This is a genomic window from Microbacterium sp. LWO12-1.2 (assembly GCF_040675875.1).
In the GTDB taxonomy this organism is placed as follows: domain Bacteria; phylum Actinomycetota; class Actinomycetes; order Actinomycetales; family Microbacteriaceae; genus Microbacterium.
Genome location: NZ_JBEGII010000001.1, coordinates 2,295,003 through 2,313,001, shown reverse-complemented (window position 1 = coordinate 2,313,001; position 17,999 = coordinate 2,295,003). Strand labels below are relative to the sequence as shown.

The 17,999-nt window shown below is 69.7% G+C and carries 18 protein-coding genes and 1 tRNA gene; 6 read left to right on the top strand and 13 right to left on the bottom strand.

Features of this window, described 5'->3' with window-relative positions; genetic code table 11:
• Positions 1-20 precede the first annotated feature (20 nt).
• Positions 21-96 (top strand) — tRNA-Met (locus tag MRBLWO12_RS11180).
• Positions 97-219: 123 nt separating this feature from the next.
• Here MRBLWO12_RS11180 and MRBLWO12_RS11175 read toward each other — a convergent pair.
• Positions 220-1,035 (bottom strand): aminoglycoside phosphotransferase family protein, encoded by an 816-nt coding sequence (locus MRBLWO12_RS11175; protein WP_363555443.1) that lies wholly within the window; start codon positions 1,033-1,035, stop codon positions 220-222.
• Between the two features lie 69 nt (positions 1,036-1,104).
• Here MRBLWO12_RS11175 and MRBLWO12_RS11170 point away from each other — a divergent pair, with 69 nt between their 5' ends.
• Positions 1,105-1,752, top strand: a complete 648-nt coding sequence (locus tag MRBLWO12_RS11170) for a YoaK family protein (protein WP_363555441.1) — start codon at positions 1,105-1,107, stop codon at positions 1,750-1,752.
• Positions 1,753-1,764: 12 nt separating this feature from the next.
• Here MRBLWO12_RS11170 and MRBLWO12_RS11165 read toward each other — a convergent pair whose 3' ends face one another.
• Positions 1,765-2,106, bottom strand: coding sequence for a MerR family transcriptional regulator (locus MRBLWO12_RS11165; RefSeq protein ID WP_363555439.1), 342 nt, complete (start codon positions 2,104-2,106; stop codon positions 1,765-1,767).
• 145 nt (positions 2,107-2,251) lie between these two features.
• Here MRBLWO12_RS11165 and MRBLWO12_RS11160 point away from each other — a divergent pair, with 145 nt between their 5' ends.
• A complete protein-coding gene (locus MRBLWO12_RS11160; protein WP_363555437.1) occupies positions 2,252-2,563 on the top strand; it encodes a hypothetical protein in 312 nt (103 codons plus the stop codon).
• A 33-nt stretch (positions 2,564-2,596) separates the two neighbouring features.
• Positions 2,597-3,025, top strand: a complete 429-nt coding sequence (locus MRBLWO12_RS11155; RefSeq protein ID WP_363555435.1) for an Hsp20/alpha crystallin family protein — start codon at positions 2,597-2,599, stop codon at positions 3,023-3,025.
• Positions 3,026-3,146: 121 nt separating this feature from the next.
• Here the strand turns inward: MRBLWO12_RS11155 and MRBLWO12_RS11150 are convergent, their stop codons facing one another.
• The 10 genes from MRBLWO12_RS11150 to MRBLWO12_RS11105 form a co-directional block, all read right to left on the bottom strand.
• Positions 3,147-3,806, bottom strand: coding sequence for a dihydrofolate reductase family protein (locus MRBLWO12_RS11150; protein ID WP_363555433.1), 660 nt, complete (start codon positions 3,804-3,806; stop codon positions 3,147-3,149).
• Positions 3,807-3,898: 92 nt separating this feature from the next.
• Positions 3,899-4,789 carry a siderophore-interacting protein gene (locus MRBLWO12_RS11145; protein WP_363555431.1) on the bottom strand — a complete coding sequence of 297 codons (891 nt, stop codon included), beginning with the start codon at positions 4,787-4,789 and terminating at the stop codon, positions 3,899-3,901.
• Positions 4,786-6,594: an ABC transporter ATP-binding protein gene (locus tag MRBLWO12_RS11140; protein WP_363555429.1), complete on the bottom strand. Its 1,809-nt coding sequence runs from the start codon at positions 6,592-6,594 to the stop codon at positions 4,786-4,788. Before MRBLWO12_RS11140 ends, MRBLWO12_RS11145 begins: the two co-directional genes overlap by 4 nt.
• Complete coding sequence (locus tag MRBLWO12_RS11135) at positions 6,587-8,227, bottom strand: ABC transporter ATP-binding protein (RefSeq protein WP_363555427.1); 1,641 nt, start codon at positions 8,225-8,227, stop codon at positions 6,587-6,589. Before MRBLWO12_RS11135 ends, MRBLWO12_RS11140 begins: the two co-directional genes overlap by 8 nt.
• The gene (locus tag MRBLWO12_RS11130; RefSeq protein ID WP_363555425.1) at positions 8,224-9,012 is read right to left on the bottom strand and encodes an ABC transporter ATP-binding protein; all 789 of its coding nucleotides are present in this window, start codon (positions 9,010-9,012) and stop codon (positions 8,224-8,226) included. Before MRBLWO12_RS11130 ends, MRBLWO12_RS11135 begins: the two co-directional genes overlap by 4 nt.
• 11 nt (positions 9,013-9,023) lie before the next feature.
• Positions 9,024-10,124 carry a FecCD family ABC transporter permease gene (locus MRBLWO12_RS11125; protein WP_363555423.1) on the bottom strand — a complete coding sequence of 367 codons (1,101 nt, stop codon included), beginning with the start codon at positions 10,122-10,124 and terminating at the stop codon, positions 9,024-9,026.
• Positions 10,121-11,206 (bottom strand): FecCD family ABC transporter permease, encoded by a 1,086-nt coding sequence (locus tag MRBLWO12_RS11120; RefSeq protein WP_363555421.1) that lies wholly within the window; start codon positions 11,204-11,206, stop codon positions 10,121-10,123. The genes MRBLWO12_RS11125 and MRBLWO12_RS11120 overlap by 4 nt, the downstream gene beginning before the upstream one ends.
• Positions 11,203-12,270, bottom strand: a complete 1,068-nt coding sequence (locus MRBLWO12_RS11115) for an ABC transporter substrate-binding protein (RefSeq protein ID WP_363555419.1) — start codon at positions 12,268-12,270, stop codon at positions 11,203-11,205. Before MRBLWO12_RS11115 ends, MRBLWO12_RS11120 begins: the two co-directional genes overlap by 4 nt.
• 167 nt (positions 12,271-12,437) lie before the next feature.
• Entirely contained in the window at positions 12,438-13,280 is an 843-nt protein-coding gene (locus tag MRBLWO12_RS11110; protein WP_363555417.1) for a helix-turn-helix transcriptional regulator, read from the bottom strand.
• Positions 13,277-13,900: a TetR/AcrR family transcriptional regulator gene (locus MRBLWO12_RS11105; RefSeq protein WP_363555415.1), complete on the bottom strand. Its 624-nt coding sequence runs from the start codon at positions 13,898-13,900 to the stop codon at positions 13,277-13,279. Before MRBLWO12_RS11105 ends, MRBLWO12_RS11110 begins: the two co-directional genes overlap by 4 nt.
• 70 nt (positions 13,901-13,970) lie before the next feature.
• Between MRBLWO12_RS11105 and MRBLWO12_RS11100 the strand changes: the two genes are divergently transcribed.
• Entirely contained in the window at positions 13,971-15,242 is a 1,272-nt protein-coding gene (locus MRBLWO12_RS11100) for an MFS transporter (RefSeq protein WP_363555413.1), read from the top strand.
• 43 nt (positions 15,243-15,285) lie between these two features.
• Positions 15,286-15,726 (top strand): alternative ribosome rescue aminoacyl-tRNA hydrolase ArfB, encoded by a 441-nt coding sequence (gene arfB / locus MRBLWO12_RS11095; RefSeq protein ID WP_363555411.1) that lies wholly within the window; start codon positions 15,286-15,288, stop codon positions 15,724-15,726.
• A gap of 164 nt (positions 15,727-15,890) precedes the next feature.
• Here arfB and MRBLWO12_RS11090 read toward each other — a convergent pair whose 3' ends face one another.
• A complete protein-coding gene (locus tag MRBLWO12_RS11090; RefSeq protein ID WP_363555409.1) occupies positions 15,891-17,969 on the bottom strand; it encodes a bifunctional lysylphosphatidylglycerol flippase/synthetase MprF in 2,079 nt (692 codons plus the stop codon).
• Positions 17,970-17,999: the final 30 nt, after the last annotated feature.

The window sequence follows — 17,999 nt, the reverse complement described above, 5'->3', positions numbered from 1 at the left end:
CCCGGTAACGTCGTTCTCATCGCGGCGATCCGGGCGGTCCCGGGCCTCAGCTCATACCTGTTGGCGTTGCGGGTTCGACTCCCGCCGTCGCGTCCACTTCGGAAGCCCCGCTCGTCCTGATGGTTCAGGGCCGGCGGGGCTTCGCCGTTCAGCCGAGCCGTTTCCCGGCGCGAGGCGCGAGGCGCGGAGCGACGTGACGGTCGCCGGGGGCCGCGACCTTCAGCGGATGAGGGTCAGCAGGTGTGCGGCTTGGGCCTCCGTCGTGCCGGCTGGGTTTCGGCGGAAGCCGCCGTTGCCTGGCAGGAGCATCACGAGCCAGAACGCCGCCCAGAGCGGGCGGTAGGCATCCATCCGCTCCCGCTCGTCTTCGGACAGTCCGACGGCGGCGGAGAGCGCCGCGGGGTCGAAGACGCCGGTGAGGCGACCGGCGAGGTGCTCGACATGATCGGCCAGATCGTAGGCCGGATCGGTGAGGCCCCCGTCCTCGAAATCCACGAGCCGGCACGTCCGGCCATCCCAGAGGATGTTCGCGGGGTTGAGGTCGGCTATCCCGAGCGCGACGAGTCGCGTTGCCAGAAGCGCATCGGGCCGAGCCAGCCACTCCCGCGTCGCGTCGATCGCGGCTCGCACCTGCGCGGGGTCCTGGCAGGGGGACAGGTCGTGCGGTTCGTCCAGCCAGTGGCTGAGTGCGGGCGGAAGCGTCGACGGGCCGAAGCGTCGCTCGCCGATCCCTGCCGCGGTGATGTGCTCGTGAGGGATGTCGTAGAGGCGTCGCAACGTGCGTCCGAGGGATGCCGTCTGCGCGGCCGTGAGCGGCGTGCCCCCGAGGGGCTCTCCGGCGAGCCGCTCCATGACCACGACAGGGTGGCCGTCTGCGGTCTCCTGCCGCAACGGTCGCGGCGCGATCCCCGGCGCCTGTTCTGCGATGACGCGGAGGCATCTCCACTCGCGGTCTGCCTCCCCGTCAGCCCAGCTGAGGAACCTCTTCCGCACCTCCGTGTCGGTGAAACGGAGGTCGTGCGTCTGGGACTGCATGTCACACAGCCTACGAGCAGGGTCGACGGGTGGCTCGCGCTCCTAGACTCGCAGCATGAGGCTCCTGGCATGAGAGACGTGACGCGTCGCGGCCTGCTGCTCTCGTTGTTGCTCGGAGGTGTCGCCGGCTATGTCGACGCGATCGGCTTCATCGAGACGGGCGGCCTGTTCGTCTCGTTCATGAGCGGCAACTCCACCCAGGCCGGTGTCGAGGCCATCGAACAGGGAGCGACGGCGGTGATCTTGCCGCTGTCACTCGTCGCGGCCTTCGTCGCCGGGGTCACCGCCGGGGCTCTTCTCGGTCGGCAGGGGCAACGGCGGGCCTGGGCCGTTGCCGCATCCGCCGCTGCCGTCGCGATCAGCGCGGGGCTCTCGTTCCTGCAGCCCGACGGACCGTGGCGGTTTCTGCTGCTCGCGGCGGCGATGGGCGCGCTGAACACCCTGTACCTCTCGGAAGGGCGCGCGCGGGTCGCGATCACCTATGCCACCGGCACGCTGGTGAGCCTCGGGCTGGCGCTCGCGGCACTGGTGACCGGGCGCTCCCGTACTGCGTGGCAGCGCCCCCTGTTGTTGTGGGGCTCGCTCGCGGGCGGAGCGGTGGTGGGGGCCGCCGCTCACCGGCTCGGAGGAGGGGTGGCTCTCCTGATCGCCGCCGTGGTGCTGGGCATCGTGGCGATCGCGCTGGCGGCGCGACGTCGGTTGCCCATCCGGCCCTGACGAATCGACCGGCTACCGTCTCCGGCCGTGAGCCTCGGGTGCCGCGTCGTCCTTTTCGAACGTGTCGGGGTCGGGATCGCGCCGGTCGAGCGTCGCCCTGAGCTCCGCGTTCTCGTCCTCGAGGCCCATGACCGTTCTGATGCCGGCCAGATTGATGCCGTCGGTCTGGTGATCGGCGATGCGGCGCATGCGGTCGATGTCATCAGCGCTGTATCGCCGGGTTCCGCCGTCGGTGCGCGCCGGGAGGACCAGACCCTTCCGCTCGTACAGCCGCAGCGTCGCAGGAGGCAGGTCGAGGAGTTCGGCCGCAACGCTCATGGTGTACACCGGCACGGTGCGGGAAGTCGGGTCCATGGAGAGAGCTTCCCCCACGGGCTTGCATTTCGTCAAACCTGGGTGTAGAAAATATGCATCAGTTGATCCAGATCTTTCCGGGTCGCGGTACCACGACGCACGGCACCGCGACAGCAGGCGACGACAGGTATGGAGGTGATCGCGGATGGCGGCGATGTGCCAGGCGGATAGCTCGCAGGCGGATGCTGCGCAGGAGGAGTTCGCGGACATCGTGTCCGCGGATGCGGAGTGGGTCGCGTCGGAGTTCGCGCAGATCGTGGCCGTGCTCATGACCGAGTCCACCGCAACGGCCACCGTGCCGCGTCCCGCCGCGGATCACGGCGTTCTCCGAAGCCCCCGGACCGTTCCTTTCGTCGACCTGTGGGTCCGAGCGCTCTCCGAACGTGTGCGGGCGCCTCCGCGTGGGGCCGCCGCGCGCGGCCGTTCTCATCACCCGCTACGACAGGACGGCTCCTGACGCCGTCCTCCATTGGAAGGAGAATCTTTCACCATGTCGATGTCATTTGATCCTTTCAGCCAGCTGGACCGAATCGCCCAGAGCGTCTTCGACACCAGTCGGCAACCGCGCCTGATGCCGGTGGACCTGTTCCGTGAAGGCGACCGCTACGTCCTCAACGCCGACCTCCCCGGGGTGGACCCCGGATCGGTCGATGTCGACGTCGATGGTCACCTCCTGACGATCCGCGCAGAACGCACCGAGGCGAACCGTGACAACTCGCGGTGGCTGGCACAGGAGCGTCCGTTCGGTTCCTATGTCCGCCGCTTCACGATCGGTGACGACGTAGACGCGCAGGGCATCAGCGCCGCTTATGACAACGGCGTGCTCAGCGTGGTGATCCCGATCGCTGAGCGTGCCAAGCCGCGCAAGATCCAGGTCGAGTCTGTCGGCTCTCACAGCTCCAAGGCTGTGACGGCCTGACCCGGCGGGGCCCGCGCGAACGGGCCCGACCCCGTTCCGTGGGTGGTCGCAGCGTCACCGCGACCACCCACGGGTGGCGTGACGCCTCGCGACCTGACGACCCCTCCCGGTCGTCAGGTCGTCACTCCACATCGCGCCGTGTGAACACCAGGTGCACCACGCCGGAAGGTGACGGCGTCGCCTCGATGTCGAAGCGCTCCTCAAGCCCTTCCAAGCCGTCCCACAGGCGCTCGCCGCGGCCGAGCACGATCGGCACGAGCACGATGTGCAAGTGGTCGATCAGATCGGCGGCGAGGAACTGCCGCACCGTGTCCACGCCGCCGCCGATGCGGATGTCACGATCGCCGGCCAGAGCGCGGGCCTGCGCCAGGGCGTCGACGGGGTCGGCGTCGACGAAGTGGAACGTGGTGCCCCCGGCCATCTCGAGCGTCGGTCGCGGGTGATGCGTCAGCACCACGACCGGGGTGCGGAAGACGGGCTCATCGCCCCACCACCCCTTCCACTCCTCGGCCTCCCAGGCACCGCGCTGCGGGCCGAACTTGTTGCGCCCCATGATCTCCGCACCGATGCCGGGACCCCACTGGCGGGCGAAGGCATCGTCGACGCCGGTGGACCCCGGGGTCGGACCCGGCAGCCCCATCTCGCGGAACGTGCGCGTGCCGAACGCCCACTGCATCAGGCGCATGTCGGCGTGGCCGAACGGCGCCTCGAGGGTCTGCCCTGCGCCGGCACCGAAGCCGTCCAGCGAGACCGAGAAGTTGTGCACGCGGACGAGGGACATGTCATCTCCAAGGGGGCTTGTCGTGTGTGCGACAACCGTACGGCGAAGGTTCCGCGCTCGGCAACAGTTGCCGGCGCGGACCCCCCGCACCGTCAGAGCCCGAGCTGGTCGAGCCTCTCCTCGAACCGCACCTGCACGTCTTCCGGTTCGTCGTCTTCGATCTCGGTCCAGATCGCGTCGAGCTCCTTCTGCACCGACTCGGGCAGGGCGGCGAACTTCTCATCCCAGGCGGCGATCGGGGTCCAGTAGCCGACGACCTTGAAGCGCGTCGCGGGGAGGCCGAGCTCCTTGCGCAGGTACTTGCGCACATCGCGCAGGGCCACGGTCTCGCCCGCCACCCAGACGTATCCCTCATCGAGGGCGAGACGTTCATCGACGATGCCGCGCACCAGCTGACCGAGAGCGCTCGGCCCGTGCCCGTTGCCGCCGACGACCCAGGTGACCTCGACGTCGGGGCCGACCGCGAACGCGACCTGATCGTGCGCGGTGGGCACCTCCAGCACGACGCGGGTGCGCACGCCCTCCGGGGCATCCGCGGCGATGCGTGCGACGGCGGGCAGGCCGGTCAGGTCGGCCACGAGCACCTGCCAGGTGATGTCGGCCGGGGGTGCGTACAGACCGGTCGGCGCGTTCAACCCGAGCACGTGGCCGGGCTCGGCGCGGAGCGCCCACGGGCCCGCGACCCCCGCCTCATGCGTCACGAAGTCGATGTCGAGCTCACCGGCATCCGGACGCACGCCGCTGATCGTGTACGTGCGCATCGGAGCCTCCGGCGCGCCCTCCGGGGTCTCCCACCAGTCGCCCGCGGGCACGGGCAGTGAGACGTCGGTGGGGTCGTCGCCGTGCGGGAAGAACACGCGCACGTACTCGTCGCCGACGCCGGTGCTGAGGAAGTCGGCGACGCCCTCACCGCCGAGGGTGATGCGTACCAGATTCGGGGTGAGGGTGGCCGTGCTGCTGACGATGCCGCGGTGGATGTTCACGGAATCTCCGTCTCTTCGTTCGGGGTGGGGGAGTGAGCGGGGGAGGTCGGGGCGTGCGCGGTCTGGGCGAGCCAGGCGTCGCGGTAGAGACCCTCGGCGGCGAGGAGCTCCTCGTGCGTGCCGCGCTGCGTCGGTCGACCGTCGGCGAAGACGACGATCTGCTCGGCCGTGACGGCCTGCTCTAGCCGATGCGCGATGAGCAGCGCCGTGCGGCCTCTGCGCAGTGCGGCGATGGCGTCCTCCACCGCGTCGCGGTGATGCAGTCCGACGTCGGCGGTCGCCTCGTCGAGGATCACCACGGAGGGGTCGGCCAGGAACGCCCGAGCGACCGCGAGCTGCTGGATGCGGCCTTCGTCCATCGGCACTGCGGGCTCGTCTGACGAGTCTGCGTCGCCGGCCCCGCGGTTCAGCGCGTCGACGGCCCACTCCGCGCCGACCGCCCGCAGTGCGGCGACCATCTGGTCGTGGCTCGCCTCCGGCGCGACCAGTCGCAGGTTGTCGGCGATCGTGCCGCGGAACTGATGCAGCTCCTGCGACAGGTAGTAGGGCGCATCCGTGGTCGCGGCCAGGTGCACGCCGCCCGAGGTCGGCGGGTGGTGGCCGGCGATCACCCGGGCGAGGGTGCTCTTGCCCGACCCCGAGGTGCCGACCAGCGCAGTGGTCGTGCCGGCCGCGACCCGCAGGTTCACGTCGCTGATGCCGCGGCCGGTCGTCGGGTAGTAGAACGTCAGGTCGCGCACCTCGATGCCCGCAGATGCGGTCGGTGCCGCATCCGCATCCGCGCCCCGTGTGCTCGCGATCGCAGGGGCGAGGTCGATGACGCCCACCAGGCGCGCGAGCCCGATCGCCGCGCGCTGGATGTCGTCGAGACCGAAGATCAGCTGACCGACCGGGCCGAACAGGCGGTGGAAGAGCAGCGCGGCGGTCGTCACCATGCCGACGGTGATCGCGCCGGCGGACTGCAGCAGGAAGCCGGTGCCGAGGATCGCGGCGAGACCGACCAGTTCGCCGCCGTTGATCCACCGGAACAGCCGGTTCGTCACGCGCACGCCTTCGATCTGCATCTGGATCGATGCCTCTGCGCGCGCGGAGACGCGGGCGAGCGCGTGGTCCTGCTCGTTGAAAGCGGTGAGGGTGTCGATGCCCTCGACCGCATCGAGCACGGCCTGACTGCGCGCCGCCTCGCGCACGCGCACCTCGCGGAACACCACGCGCGACCTCCGCAGGAACGCGCGGGTGCCGAGCACGTAGAAGGGGGCAGAGGCGATGCCCGCGAGCGCGAGCCACGGGTCGAGCGCGGTCAGCGCGACCACCGAGACGGCGATCGCGAAGGCGGCCGACAACAGGGTCGGCGCGACGTTCCCTCCGGCCTCCGCCACGGCGTCGACATCACCTGTGACGCGGGAGAGCAGGTCGGCGCTCTCCCCGTCGTCGACCGCGCTCACCGGCAGGCGCATGGCCGAGGTGAACACGTCTTCGCGCAGGCTGGCGAGCATGTCCTGCACGAGACCGGTGAGTACCCGCACGGCCCACAGCATCACGACGGCAGCGCCGATCGCGCCGGCCCCGGCGCCGACGACCCAGCCCGTGATGGTCGCGAACCCCGCGTCGGACGACACGGCGTCGACGATGCGCCCCAGGCACGCGGGCATCACGATGCCCAGAGCGGATGCGGCGAGGAACAGCACGGCGACCCCGATCGCCCTGCCCGGATGCTGCCGCAGCAGCGCCCCGACCGCGGCGCGCACGCGGGCACCGGAGGCGATCGGCAACAGGGGGGTGGTGGTGTCGATGGCGTCACTCATGGCGAGCATCCGATCCAGGGGAGGGGAGTTCGATGACACGGTCGCAGGCGCCGAGGAGAACAGGGGAGGTGGTGATCACGATGACGGTGTCGGTGTGCTCCGCGAGCGAACGGGCGATGTGCGCCTCGGTCACGGCGTCGACCGCCGAGGTCGGCTCATCCAGCACGAGCACGTCGGCGTCGGCGTGCAGCGCCCGCGCGATCCCGATGCGCTGGCGCTGTCCGCCCGAGAGGCGCCGGCCGGCTTCACCCACCTCCGACTCCCAACCGCCGACCTGCACGACGGTGTCCTGAAGGGCTGCCATGTCGACGAGGGCGGGGTGGGGCGATCCGTCGATACCGTGCCCGCGCACGGCCTCGCGCAGGGTTCCGCTCACGATCGTCTGCCCGTGGGGCGGGGCGACGACGCGGCGGCGGTACTCGACCGGATCCCACTCCGTCAGATCCCGGCGCTCACCGTCGACGGCGAGCTGGACCCTGCCGCGCTCAGGCGGCGTGCGCAGGCCGAGAACCCGGGAGAGGGCCCGTGCGCTGTCGCTGTCGGCGGGGCGGATGCCGAGCAGCTCCCCCTCCCGCACCTCCACGAGCGACTCGTACGCCGCGCCCGCACGGAAGGCCAGCACGACGTCATCCGCCGGGTCTGCGCGACCCTCGTGCGCGACCGGGCCGCCGAGAAGGTCTTCGGCATCGATGACCTCGGCGAGCCGCTTGGCCGAGGCGAGCTTGTGGATCCAGTTCGAGGGGAACGAGCCCGCGTAGGCGAGGTAGCCGCTGATGAACTGGGCGAGGCCGAGCACCGTGACCAGCTCGCCGATGCTGATGCGGCCCTCGGCAGCGAACCAGGCCGACATGCCCGCGAGCGCGGTCGTCGCGACCGCGGCCAGCGTGCTGCTGATCGCCTCGTACGAGGCGAGGGATCGACCGGCCGCCGTCGCGGCGCGGCGTGAGGTGTCGCTCGCGGCGATGTAGCGCCGCACCGCCTCCTCACGCGCGCCGATGCCCACGAGCACGCGGAAACCGCTCATGAAGTCCGCGGCGACGGCTCCGGCCTCGGTGGCCGCGTGCTGCTCAGCGAACCCCCGACGCTCGAGGGGACGCGAGACGACCTGCATCACGAACATCATCGCGATCGTGGAGCCGAACACGACGAGGGTCGCGACGGGCGAGATGACCAGCATCGCGAGCCCTGCTCCCAGGATCGCGGCGATCGTGGAGCACTGCTGCGCCACGGACCAGGCCACACCGGCCACGCGATAGGTGTCGGAGGTCACGTAGGTCAACGCCTCACCCGGGGTCACCGTGCGGCGGGAGAGCCGGGGGCGCAGCATTCGCGACAGGGCGAGGTGGCGCAGCGCCTGCTCGCCATACCCGTAGATCGAGACCATCAGGCGGGATGCCGACTGGTAGCTCACGGTCAACACGAGGAACGTCGCGACCAGCACGCCGAGCCAGATCGCGAGCGCCACGGCGTCGGCGGGGAGCACCGCGCGGTCGATCGTCGCACCGATGATGACGGGGATCGTGGCCTCGGCCAGCGCGTGCACGATGAGCAGCGCCGTCGCACCGGCGAGGGCGATGCCGCGTCCCTCCGTCCTCAGCGCGATCCCGAAGAGCCGCCGCGGGGTGTTCGTCACGGCGTCCTCCGGCCGAGCGGGAGAACGAGCGGGGTGCCCGAGACGGGATCGGTGATGACCTTGCAGGGCAGGTCGTACACGGCCTGCACGAGCTCGGCCGTGATGATCTCGCGCGGGTCGCCCTGCGCCACGATGGCTCCGTCGCGCATCGCCACGAGATGGGTCGCGTAGCGGGCGGCGTGGTTGAGATCGTGCAGGACCGCGACGAGCGTGGTGCCGTCGCGATGCAGATCCGCGAACAGCTCCATCAGGTCGATCTGATGCGCGATGTCGAGGAAGGTCGTCGGCTCGTCGAGCAGTAGGTGCTTGGTCTGCTGAGCGAGGGCCATCGCCACCCACACTCGCTGCCGCTGGCCGCCCGAGAGCTCGTCGACCAGGCGACGCGACAGATCGGTCACCCCGGTCGCAGCCATCGCCTCGGAGACAGCGCGCTCATCGGCGCTGCTCCAGGTGCGCATCGCGCTCTGGTGCGGGAACCGGCCGCGCCCGACGAGGTCGGCGACCGTGATCCCGTCGGGGGCGATCGACGACTGGGGGAGGAGCCCGAGCTTGCGGGCCGCCTCCTTCGGCTTGAGGGAGCGCAGTTCCGCGCCGTCGAGGAGGACGGCCCCGGTGGTCGGACGCAGCAGCCGGGCGAACCCTCGGAGCAGGGTCGACTTGCCGCACGCGTTCGGCCCGATGATGATCGTGAACGAGTTGTCGGGCACCTCGAGAGACAGGTCGGAGATGATCGGGGTCTCCCCGTAGCCCAGCGTGATGTCGCGGGCCAGCAGCGAAGCGGTCATGCGTGTTCCTTTCAAGTGCGGCGCGCGTACTGGGCGGCCAGCAGCCAGGCGAGATAGATGCCGCCGACCGAGACCGTGACGACGCCGACGGGCACGGCGACGAGCTGGGCGACGGCATCGGACACGACGACGAGAGCGGCACCGGTGAGCATCACGGGCACTGTCCCCATCGGGGTGTTCGAACGGGTGAGGCGCTGCGAGATCTGCGGAGCTGCGAGCGCGATGAACGAGATGGGGCCGGCCGCCGCCGTCACCAGTGCGACCAGGGCGACGCCGAACACCATCGCCGCGAGTCGTGTGCGACCGGGGCTGACGCCCAGAGCGGTCGCCGCGTCGTCTCCCATCTCGAGCACCGGCAGCGTGCGGTTCAGCGGGAGCGACAGCAGGGTGACGATCGCGAACACGATCGAGGCGGGGATCAGCTGGTCGAAGCCGAGCGAGGCGAGTGAACCCGCACCCCAGGTGGCGGCCATCATCGCTTTCTCGACACTCACCGAGATCAGGATCCAGGAGGTGAGCGATCCGAGTCCGGCCGAGACGCCGATACCGACGATGATCAGGCGGAACGACGACAGGGTGTTCTTGCTCGCCAGCACGTAGACGAGCAGGGCGGTGAGCAGACCGCCGATGAGCGCACCGACCGCCTTGAACATGTAGGTGTTCAGCTCCAGCACGACCATCATGAGCGTCACCCCGAACTGCGCGCCGATGCCGAAGCCGATGATGTCGGGGGATCCGAGCGGATTGCGGGTGAGCGACTGGAAGATGCCGCCGGCGAGGGCGAGGGCCGCCCCGCACAGCACAGCGAACAGCACGCGCGGCAGGCGCCACTCGAACACAACCTGGCGGATGTCGGGGTCGGCGGACGGGTCGACGATGGCCCGGATGACCGAGCCGAAGTCCACCTCGTAGGCGCCGATCGTCATCGACGCGAGACCCGCGGCGATGATCACGACGGCGAGCGCGACGCAGACGATGATCGAGCGCACCGGGATGAGTGTCGCGATGCGGGCGGTGTCGATCCGGAGCTGACGGCGTCCGTGATCGACCGGGGTGAACTCCGTGCCGTCCGGGGCGGTGGCGGGAGCCGCGGGACGCTGATCTACGCTCACAGTCCGCTCACCCGCTTGCGGCGCACGAGCGCGATCAGGATGGGAGCGCCCAGCAGAGCCGTGACGATCCCGACGCGCAGCTCGCCGCTGGGGAGCACGATGCGGCCCAGGATGTCGGCGAGCAGCAGGAAGGCGGGGCCGATGATCATCGAGTACGTCAGCACCCAGCGCTGATCCGGGCCCGTGAACCAGCGGACGATGTGGGGGATCATCAGCCCCACGAAGGCGATGGGGCCGGCGGCGGCGACACTCGTGCCGGCCAGCAGGGTGACCGCGATGATCACGAGCACGCGGGTGACGCGCACCCGGGCGCCCAACGCCTGCGCCAGGTCGTCGCCGAGCGCCAGCGCGTTCAGCGAACGGGCGCAGAGCAGCCCGATAAGGAGACCGGCGATGATCAGCGGCGCGGCCCAGGCGAGCTGGTCGAGGGTGCGTCCGCCGATCGAGCCGACGCCCCAGAAGCGCATGACCTGAAGAGTGCCCAGGTCGCGCAGCACGATCGCGGTGGTGAGGCCCGTGAACGCCGCGCCGAGGGCGACCCCGGCGAGCGTCAGCTTCATCGGAGTCGCGCCGGAGGCTCCGAACGAGCCCAGAGCGTACACGAGGATGGTGAGCACGAAGGCGCCGGCCAGCGCGAAGGGCACATAGGCGCCGGGGGTGGTGAGCCCGAGCACGCCGACCGCGAAGGTGACGGCGAAGGACGCACCGGCGTTGACACCGAGGATGCCGGGATCGGCCAGGGGATTGCGGGTGAAGGCCTGGATGAGACCGCCGCACACGGCCAGAGCGGCGCCGACGACGATGCCGAGCAGCGTGCGGGGAACACGCAGCTCCATGACCATGAGGTGCAGCGCGTTCTCATCGTCGTAGGCGAAGAGGGACCGCAGCACGGTCACAGGATCGATCGCGCGGTTGCCGACGGCGAGCGAGGCGATGGCGGCGAGCACCAGCACCACTGCCGAGACGATCAGTCCCACCACCATCGTCCCGCGCCGGTGCGGGGAGCCGTGTGCACGACTCCCCGCACCTGTGTTCGAGACGTCCGTGCCGTCTTTCGTCGCCAGGGACATCTCGGTGGTCACTCTCCTGCGATGGTCGGCTCGCCCTGCAGCGCGGCTGCGAGGTCGTCGACGTACTTCGGGAGGATGTACTTCAGCGACAGCACGGTCGGGGCGCTGATCGCGGAGGCCTCTGCGGCATCCGCGTAGATCACGTAGGAACCGTTGGCGATCGGGTTCCAGCGCGAGACGACCTTGTTCTCGACTGTGTACTCGCCCTCGGCTGCGGTGCTGCCCCAGGCGGCGAACAGATCGGCCTGCACGTCGTAGAGCTTCTCCAGGCTGACGCCGGTGTACCAGTTGTCGCCCTCGGCGCTCGCGAGGAAGCTGTCCATCGAGGAGGTGGAGGTGAAGCCGAGCGCCTCGGTGATGCGTACACGGGGGTCGTACTCCAGGTAGACGCCGAGGTCGGTGCCGCCCTCGTTCAGGGTCAGGCCCCAGACGAAGGTCTTGTCCTGGAACTCGGGATGCTCGCCGGCGAGGGTGGTGATCTGCTCCTCGGTCTCGGCGATCAGCTCTTCGGCCTTGGCATCCTCCGACAGCGCCTTGCCGACGGTGCGCGTCATGCCCTCCCAGGTGCCGGGGTTCCAGGGGCCTTCGATGTAGGGCACGGTCGGCGCGATCTCGCTGAGGCGCTCGTACTCGATGTCGCTCACGCCGGAGTACAGGCTGAGGATCAGGTCGGGCTTGAGGGCCTTGATCGCCTCGTAGTTGGGGCCGTCCTCGGTGAACGGGATGATCTCGGGGGTCTCGCCGTACTCTTCGGTGACGAAGTCCTCGAACCAGGGCTGGTAGCCGCTCTCGCCGGCGCCCCAGACCTCTTCGATGCCGACGGGGTTGGTGCCGAGGGCGGCGACGATGTCGGGCGTCATCCAGCCGAGGGCGACGACGCGCTGGGGCTTCTCGGGGATCACGGTCTCGCCGTGGCCGTGCTCGATGACCACGCCGTCGGTGGATGTCGACGACGGGGCGGATTCGGCGCTGTCGCCGGTGGTCGAGCACCCGGCCAGGGTGAGAGCGGCGGCGATGGCCGCGGCGACGAGCGCGGAGCCTCGCCGGATCTTCGGGCGCGCGAGAGCGTGCGACATGGTTCTCCTTCAGAGAGATGGGGAGGGGAGTGCCGCGTCAACGCGGCGAGAAGTTAGGTAAGCATGCCCTAACAGAACGATGCTAGAACGCGGATGCCCTGGCCAGTGTCGATCGACGGACGACTTGTGTCGCGAAACGGACAGATTGCGTCGGATGGGCGCGAGAGTCAGCGCCAGTAGAGGTGGTGCGCGGAGTCGGCCTGCACGCGGGCGACGTGTTGACGCGGCGTGAGTCCGAACCGCTCCTTGAAGCTCGCGGAGAAGGCGCTGGTCGTGGCGTAGCCGCAGCGGTGGGCGGCAGCGCCGATCGGGGTGCCGTCGACGATCAGGCGGGCGCCGAGGGTCATCCGCACGCCGGTGCGCCACCGGCCGAACGTCATGCCGACGTCGTTCTGGAAGATGCGCAGGACGGTGCGCTCGTGCAGGCCGTGGGCGAGGAAGAGCTCGCCGGCGCTGCGCTGGTCGCCCGGATCGTCCAGCACCGCCTGCACCAGGGCGCGCACGCGCTCGTCGGTGGGCAGCGGGACCTCGCCCCAGCCGTCGAGTGCCTCAGGAGCCGGCTGCTGCAGCATCTCGATCAGCGTGGACTGGATACGGACGCGCAGGTCGGTGGGCATGTCGTTGATGCCGAGATGCAGCAGCATCTCCTGCACGGCCCGCGGCACGAGGACCCGGGTGATGTCATCGATCGGTGCGATCGCGGATGTCGCGGGCAGATAGGTGTAGCAGCCGACGGAGTCCCGCTCGTGGTGTGCCGTGTGCGGCGTCCGTGCGGGGATCCAGACGCCCTGGCCGGGAGCGAGGCGCCACATCGCGTCCTGCAGGTGCACCCACACGGTGCCGCGGTAGCACCAGGCGAGCATCGCGTCGGCGTGGGAGTGCGGAGGGGAGAGCGGGCGGGTGCCGGTGTCGTCTCCGGTGACGACACCTGTCCCCATCAGATACGGCGCGACCACGGTCGACGGATGCTCCGGGCTCGCGTCCCAGTCATCCTGCCGGTACGCGTTCATCGTGCTTCGTCGCTCGCGCTCGCCAATCGTGCCTCGATCGGCGACCATCCGCTGTCCAGGATCGCGAACCCGGCGTCGAGTGTGCCGAGCTGGTCGTCCGAGTCGTTGACGAGGAGCTGTATCTGCAGGATGAAGCGCGCGTAGACGCGGACCTCGGCGGTCGGCTCCGACAGGCCGAGCTCATCGGCGATCGCATCCGAGAGAGCGTCTTCGTGGCGGAGCCACATGCGCGCCGCGTAGTCGCGCAGCGCCGGGGTCTCATTCAGGAATTTCATGAAGATGCGGGTGACGTCGTCGCCGTGCTCGTCGACGTTGGCGCGGAGCTCCGTGGCGTAGAAGTCGTGGATCGCGCGGTTGATCGTGCTCCCAGAAGGGCGATCGCGCACGGCGGAGACGAGCCGGTCCCGCTGCTCGTCATCCTCGTCGAAGACCAGTGCCTCCTTCTGTGGGAAGTGCGCGAAGACGGTGGTGGGGGAGACGTCGGCGGCATCCGCGACCTCCCGGATGCTCACGTTGTCGAAGCCGCGCTCGAGGAACATCATCGTCGCGACATCGGAGATCGCTTTGCGGGTCGCCGCCTTCTTCCGCTCGCGGCGCCCCATCGGCTCGGTGCTCGTCATGATTCCAGCCTATCGTGCACTCGATACAATACTGGCTTGACACCAAAACTGGTATCACTACACTTTCGGTATGACTTCACTCATTTCCTCTCTGCGCGACGTGAACCGCGCCTGGATCATGCTCGTCGTGCTGACGATGCTCACCGTCATCGGGATGACGGTCGTCCTCCCCGTCCTTCCCTTCGTCGTGCTGCAGTACGTGTCGGAGGAGAAGGACCTCGCGATCTGGGTCGGCATCCTCGAGGCGGTCAACGGCCTGTGCGCCTTCCTCGTCGCGCCGTTCCTCGGTCGGCTCTCCGACCGCTTCGGCCGTCGCCCGGTCATCATCGGCGCCGCGTTCGGTGCCGCATTCGCCATGGCGCTCTTCGGCATCGGCGGTGCGCTCTGGGTGCTGGTGCTCGCGCGCGTCATCCAGGGGCTGACCGCCGGTGACCTGCCGGCACTGTTCGCCTACCTCGCCGACATCACGCCTCCTGAGCAGCGCGCCCGGCGGTTCGGTCTGCTCGGAGCCCTCACCGGCATCGGCATGATGATCGGCCCGGCCGTCGGCGGTCTCCTCGCGGCGGTGAGCATCCAGCTCCCGGTCTTCGTCACTGCCGGCGTCGGTCTCGTGATCGCGATCCTCAGCATCTTCCTGCTCCCCGAGAGCCTCAAGCCGGAGAACCGCATCCCGCGGATCGCCCTGCGCGAGATCCAGCCTTTCGGCGTCTTCAAGGAAGCGTTCGGGCGCAAGGAGCTGCGCGGCCTGATGATCGCGTTCGGCGTGCTCGCGCTGCCGTTCGGCTTCTTCGTGAACAACTTCAGCGTGCTCGCCTTCGACGCGATCCAGTGGGGCCCGACGCAGATCGGTCTGTTGACGGCGGCTGTCGGCATCATCGACATCCTGATCCAGGGCGTGCTGCTCGGCATCCTGCTCCCGCGCATCGGCGAACGCGGGGTGATCGTGAGCGCCATCATCGCGCAGATGATCGGTCTCATCGGTCTCGCCATCGTCGCCTCGGTCTTCGCCCAGCCGTGGGTGTTCATCGTCGGCGCGCTCATGCTCGCCGCGGGTCAGGGCGCGTCGACCGCCGCGATGGACGGGGCGATGTCCAACGCCGTCGGCGACGACGAGCAGGGCTGGCTCGGCGGGGCGACGCAGTCCCTCGCCGCCGCCATGAACACCGCGGCCCCGCTGATCGCCGGAGCGCTGTACGTCACCGTCAGCCATGCGGCTCCGTACTGGCTCGGTGCTGCGCTCATGGTGGTCGCTGCGATCGTGGTCGCCCGTGCGCACATCGCCAACACGGCGAAGGCCGCACCGGACCAGACTCCAGTCGACCAGGTGGAAGCCCTCGCCTGACGCCGCACTCGCCCCGGGGGCGTGGGCGGAGGATGATGGAAGCATGCCCTCCGCCCACCGCCCCGGTCTTCGCGTCTCGGCCGGGGTCACGATCCCCGAGTCCGAGCTGTCGTGGCGATTCTCGCGGTCGTCCGGGCCCGGCGGTCAGGGCGTGAACACCGCCGATTCCCGGGCGGAGCTCGTGTGGGACGCCGCCGCCTCGACCGCGCTGTCTCCGGCGCAGCGCGAGCGGCTTCTCGAGCGCCTCGGTGGTCGTCTGGTCGACGGCGTGCTGACGATCGCGGCCTCCGAGCATCGCGCGCAGCTGCGCAACAGGGATGCCGCGCGGGAACGACTCGTGGCGCTGGTGAGTGAGGCACTGCGTCCTCCGGCTCCGCCGCGCAGAGCCACGAAGCCGAGTCGCGGCTCGAAGGAGCGTCGTCTGAAGGCGAAGCAGCGGCGCACAGACGTCAAGCAGCTGCGTCAGCGCCCCCGCGACTCCTGAGGCCGGCATCCGGACGCGTCACACCCGCCCGTTCCGGGCGCGACGTGCAGGACCATCCGCGACGTGCAGGAGAAAACCACGGCGGATGCTCCTGCACCTCGCACTTCTTCCTGCACGTCGCGGGCGCCGCAGCACACAGCCCCGCTCACCCGGACCTGTCGCGGTCAGTCCTTGTCGCCGCCGCGCACCAGCTCCAGCCCGGCACCCGCGAACTGCCGCAGCGTCGCATCCGGCAGGAACGCCCGCGTCAGCGCCCCACCGATCCGGGTGAGGTCGCTCTCGTCGCGGAACAGCAGGTACATGGTCTCGTAGCGCGGGTGGAACTTCTGCTTGAACCGGTGCAGCGAGCCGAAACCGTAGACGGGCTCGAGTGCCTCGGCGAGCCGATCGCTCAGCGCCGCGATCACTCCGGCGTCCGGCGGGTAGTCGTGCGCGAGCGGCGCCCCCGACAGTGACATGATCGCGGCGCCCTCTTCCGAGAACTGTTGCGCCGATGATCCGATCAGGTACTCCATCACCGGCCCGAAGCCGCCATCGCGCCGCCGCATCAGGTCGAGGGTCCAGCCGTGCACCGTGCCGCCCTCGCCGTACACCGGGAGCCAGGAGAGGAAGCCGTCGACGTCGCCGTTGGGTGCGATGGCAAGGGCGAGTCGCACCTCGGGGTCCTCCGCCTCCTCCAGCGTGCCCAGCGTGAAGCGCATCTCGGGCAGATCCTTGTCGCCGACCCAGGCCTCGGAGATCGCTCGCAACTGCTGCTGCACACCCCATGATTCGGACTTCAGGTGCGTCATCCGGAAGGTCATGTCCTCGCGGCCCGCCTTGTTGAGCGAGGTGCGCACGGAGTTCCAGCGCTTGCCGGTGAAGGTGAGACCTGGCAGGTCGACGATCGTGTCGTCGGCGACCACGATGCTGCGCCAGGTCGCCGGCACCGCGGCGCGGGTGGCTTCGTCCGCGCTGAAGAAGCAGGGCACCAGGCCCGCCTGCTCGGCGTCGCGGATGAACTCCTCGACGGCAGTGGCCCGCAGCGGGGCGGGGCCGATCGGATCGGCGAGAGCCAGCGCCACGCCGTTGCGCCGCTGATAGGCGACGATGCCGCCGTTGGCGCGCGCGTAGCTGTTGCCGTCCCACGTGGTCATCCACGACAGGGTGCCCCCACCGTGTGCGCGCAGTTCTGTCTTCACGTCGTCGATCATGGGCGGCGGCTGGATGCCCAGGGTCGACCGTCTCTTGGCCCGGAAGGCGCGGCGCACCCATACGAGATAGATGATCATGATCAGCCAGAGGAAGCCGTTGGCCATCACGAGCTCGGTCTCGCCGTCCCAGCGCAGATCGAGCTCCGCCTGGCTGGTCAGGATGATGAGGGTCAGAACCAGCGCGGCACCCAGCAGGTTGTACAGACCCAGCAGGATCGCGAGCACCCAGGCGAAGCGCCGGCCCCGACGCAGACCGTTCACCAGCACGAGGATCACGACGAGGTCGATCGCGAGATCGATGAACCCACCCGAGGCGGGGTCGGTCGGGCCGAACGGGCCGTCGGTCGCCACGAAGGTCGTGATGATCTCGACAGCTCCGAGCACGAGGATCGCCACGACGGCGATGAGCCGCTGCTCCCGCACGGTGGTGTGCCGCACCCGGAGCGACCGGTCGACGACCAGGATGAGCAGGACTGCCAGCAGGTGCTCGAGGTCGGCGAGCTTGCCCCAGAACAGCATCGCGATGAACACGAAGCCGAGCAGGATCAGCCAGCCGCGCACCCGCCACGGCGGGCGGAAGAGGCCGACCGCTGCCGCGATGCAGGCCATCGTGCCGCCGGAGGCTCCGACGTCGAGCGCCTGCGCCTGCGCCGTCGCCCACGCCCAGGGGAACTGCGAGAGCGCGAGCAGGAGAAGCGCGGTGGCGAAGATCGCGAAGAGCTGGCCGATCCAGTAGTACGCGAGTGCCACGCGCGATCCGCGCCGGAACTCCAGGTACGCCATGCCCCAGAAGCCGGTGATCGTGAAGATGTACACCCAGGGCTGGTTGACGAAGAACGTGCCCGTCAGCGGGGTCCACCACTTGCCGTCAGCGAGATTCGGCAGGCCGTAGGCCACGGTGCGGAACAGCGCCGTGTCCTCGAACGGGGTCCACAGTCCGTGCCAGACCACGCCCACCACGAGGATCAGCAGCACCATCGACAGCGTCGCCGGGATGCGCCTCATCACGGAGAGCACGGGGTTCGGCGTATGCGTTCGCGCCTCGGTCATGCGCTCAGCGTAGCGAGGGCGGCGGCGCGC

Coding starts and splice junctions, on each gene's coding strand:
- MRBLWO12_RS11175 (WP_363555443.1), bottom strand. CDS start 1,035: ATGCAGTCCCAGACGCACGACCTCCGTTTCACCGACACGGAGGTGCGG.
- MRBLWO12_RS11170 (WP_363555441.1), top strand. CDS start 1,105: ATGAGAGACGTGACGCGTCGCGGCCTGCTGCTCTCGTTGTTGCTCGGA.
- MRBLWO12_RS11165 (WP_363555439.1), bottom strand. CDS start 2,106: ATGGACCCGACTTCCCGCACCGTGCCGGTGTACACCATGAGCGTTGCG.
- MRBLWO12_RS11160 (WP_363555437.1), top strand. CDS start 2,252: ATGGCGGCGATGTGCCAGGCGGATAGCTCGCAGGCGGATGCTGCGCAG.
- MRBLWO12_RS11155 (WP_363555435.1), top strand. CDS start 2,597: ATGTCGATGTCATTTGATCCTTTCAGCCAGCTGGACCGAATCGCCCAG.
- MRBLWO12_RS11150 (WP_363555433.1), bottom strand. CDS start 3,806: ATGTCCCTCGTCCGCGTGCACAACTTCTCGGTCTCGCTGGACGGCTTC.
- MRBLWO12_RS11140 (WP_363555429.1), bottom strand. CDS start 6,594: ATGAGTGACGCCATCGACACCACCACCCCCCTGTTGCCGATCGCCTCC.
- MRBLWO12_RS11130 (WP_363555425.1), bottom strand. CDS start 9,012: ATGACCGCTTCGCTGCTGGCCCGCGACATCACGCTGGGCTACGGGGAG.
- MRBLWO12_RS11115 (WP_363555419.1), bottom strand. CDS start 12,270: ATGTCGCACGCTCTCGCGCGCCCGAAGATCCGGCGAGGCTCCGCGCTC.
- MRBLWO12_RS11110 (WP_363555417.1), bottom strand. CDS start 13,280: ATGAACGCGTACCGGCAGGATGACTGGGACGCGAGCCCGGAGCATCCG.
- MRBLWO12_RS11105 (WP_363555415.1), bottom strand. CDS start 13,900: ATGACGAGCACCGAGCCGATGGGGCGCCGCGAGCGGAAGAAGGCGGCG.
- MRBLWO12_RS11100 (WP_363555413.1), top strand. CDS start 13,971: ATGACTTCACTCATTTCCTCTCTGCGCGACGTGAACCGCGCCTGGATC.
- arfB (WP_363555411.1), top strand. CDS start 15,286: ATGCCCTCCGCCCACCGCCCCGGTCTTCGCGTCTCGGCCGGGGTCACG.
- MRBLWO12_RS11090 (WP_363555409.1), bottom strand. CDS start 17,969: ATGACCGAGGCGCGAACGCATACGCCGAACCCCGTGCTCTCCGTGATG.